The 2520-nt window shown below is 46.9% G+C and carries 2 protein-coding genes; both read right to left on the minus strand.

What is annotated here, in order from left to right; all coding sequences use genetic code 11:
- Nucleotides 1-1421: O-antigen ligase family protein (locus ACQY18_RS06595; protein WP_428039300.1), on the minus strand; the 1421-nt coding region annotated here is incomplete at its 3' end.
- Nucleotides 1422-1940: 519 nt separating this feature from the next.
- A partial coding sequence (locus ACQY18_RS06600; protein WP_428039301.1) for a hypothetical protein occupies nt 1941-2520 on the minus strand: 580 nt, incomplete at its 5' end.

The raw sequence follows: 2520 nt of genomic DNA on the forward strand, positions 1-2520 counted from the left end.
AGTTGTTTTTTATCCCCCTCTTTTTTATGGGAAGCAAAATCTTTTACCTCTAAAAACAGCACCATAAACATAAACAGGAACAGCCCCACGCCCACAATACCGCCTTGGGCCAGTTGGAAAAAGACCTCGTTATGGGGTGCGTTGGTGCGGGCTTTCAATTCCCGCAGATTGGGGTGCTTTAGTAAGGTTTTGTATTGGTTTTGGGCAAACGCCATTTGAAAGTTGCCCAATCCGGCCCCCATCACCGGGCGGGATAAAAAGATTTCTTTAGAAACATCCCACATAAACAAGCGTTGGTGGAGGGATTGGAAAATGTGGTCTTTATCCACATCCAACGTAAAATTGGACGGAGTCACCTGGGAAAGTTCTTCCGCGCGGGCCGCCACCGGGCTTTTGGAGCCGCCAAAATAGGCCGAGCCGTACAACACCCCAAACGCCAGTAAAATAAGCAGAAACGCGCGCAAACGGCGGCCCCAGACCAAACTGCGCAGGGAGCCGAACATCCACATCATAATAAACCCGCACGCGGCCCCCAACCAGCAGGAACGTGCCAACCCGAAAGACAAATACAGTAAATATACCAGGGTTAAAAAGCCGTAAACCAGCATATCTTTTTTGCTTTCCGCGCGCAAAAAGTAAACGGTAATAGCGGGAACCAACATGACCACGGCAGAAGACAGAAAGTTCGGGTTGCCGAAGGTGGAAAACGCCTTACTGGCAAACTGGCTCATTTCAAACGGCCATAAAAATTCCAAGCCCAGGGCTTGCAACACGCCGTACACGCACGCCAAAAAAACGGAAATAAACACTAAAACGATAATGTTTTCCTGCGTCACTTTTTTTAATACGCGCATACCCAGCCAAATCCCCGCCGCCCACAATAAAACGGCGTACCAGTCAAACATACGCGCAAACAGGTTGTCGGCGGACAGCATAGTATGCAAATACGGCAGCAGCAGCCACAGCGCGCCCCAAACAATAAACAATAAAATATAGTTGGTTTTGCTTTCAATCACGCCGGAAAACACCACGTTTTTACTGACGACATACGCCCCCAACGCCACCACCAACAGCAAGGTGCCGTAATTAAGCATATTGTAGAACATGGTTTGGCGCAGGGCTTGCGGCTCGGACGATACGGCAGACAGCCAAGTGACGGCGCACACAATTACATACACAAAAAAGGCCAAATCAAAAAAAGTTTTGGTAAAATCAATGGTTTTGGAACGCAAAAACTTAACGGCCATGGTGGCATAAATCAGGGCCAAAAGCACATACAAAACGGTATTTTGCACTTGAAAGGGGTTTTCGGTCAAGTCCGTAAAAAACATCAGCGGCGTGACTAAAAATAACGCGGCCAAAAGCACGCGGGTGATTTTCATATAAATAGTTTCTTTTTGCGGTTTGGTTAAATTGAGCATAAAACACCTGCTGTAAAATACCCGCGGATAAACCCGGGCAGACTTTTTTATATTGTAGTTTTTTATAAACAACCTTGTAAACGGCTAATACAAAAAAGCCCCCGGCCTAAACCGGGGGGCTTTCTTATATGCTGTATGAATCTTTGCCACACCTAAATATTGTGCTGTATACCTGCGGCACAAATGCAGGAAATTACTTTAATTCCAGCCCGTAGCGGCTTGGAAACAACTGCAGTTTTTATAGGTAAGGTCTCCGGCAAACTCCACGCTCGGCGGGAAAGCAAAAAGCAGTAAGTTCTTTCTAACCAAAAACAGCGGGCCTCCATGTCTGGGGGCCCGTTTCTCGTTGTGGTTGCCAACGGGAGGTCTGGTTAATTGAAAATTACCGAATTAAAAATAACCGCTACGCCTGTTTTGTAAAACTATCCAGGTTGTCGGCACGTCTGTTGGGGTTTTGGGCTCCGCTTGCTTGGTGTTTTCCACCGCGCCCGGGCCCCTGAACGCCCAACCATCCGTGGACTACCGAAAGAGAGGATCACATTTTGTTTTACAATTAAGTATTACGGCGTTCACATGACAAGTACCCAATATTTCATTACAATTAGAAACCACACAAGCCTGCAGACAAGTATTGCCATTACCGCCGCAAGAGCCATCCCCCGGGCAAGCTCCCAGCCTTACCCAAGTACCTGTCTGGGAATCCGGATAGCCGCGTTCCGTGCAATCTATACTCATAAATTTATAATCCTTAAAAGTCCGCCCACCTGCCGTATAATTGGCAATATAGTTCAAGTCATTTACACTCATATACACTTCCTTGTGTATGTGGTCCGAACTATTTACCTTTTCACACTCATAACACGAAGTGTCTTTCATCATTTCAAAGGCATTCTGCCCGCGCTTGGTGTAAATTCTATCCGCATAAGAGCAGCAGGACGGCACATTGTTCAGTACGCAGTTTTCGTACTCGGTGGAATCCACATCATAATCCGAACAAACCGAACAGCCGGTAAACGGGTCCGGAGGAATCTCTTTGCCGTCATTGCACACTAAATACACATCTTTATAGGTTTTGTTGTTGGCAACATCCCCGCCCAGT

The organism is Candidatus Avelusimicrobium faecicola, assembly GCA_900540405.1.
Taxonomy (GTDB): domain Bacteria; phylum Elusimicrobiota; class Elusimicrobia; order Elusimicrobiales; family Elusimicrobiaceae; genus Avelusimicrobium; species Avelusimicrobium faecicola.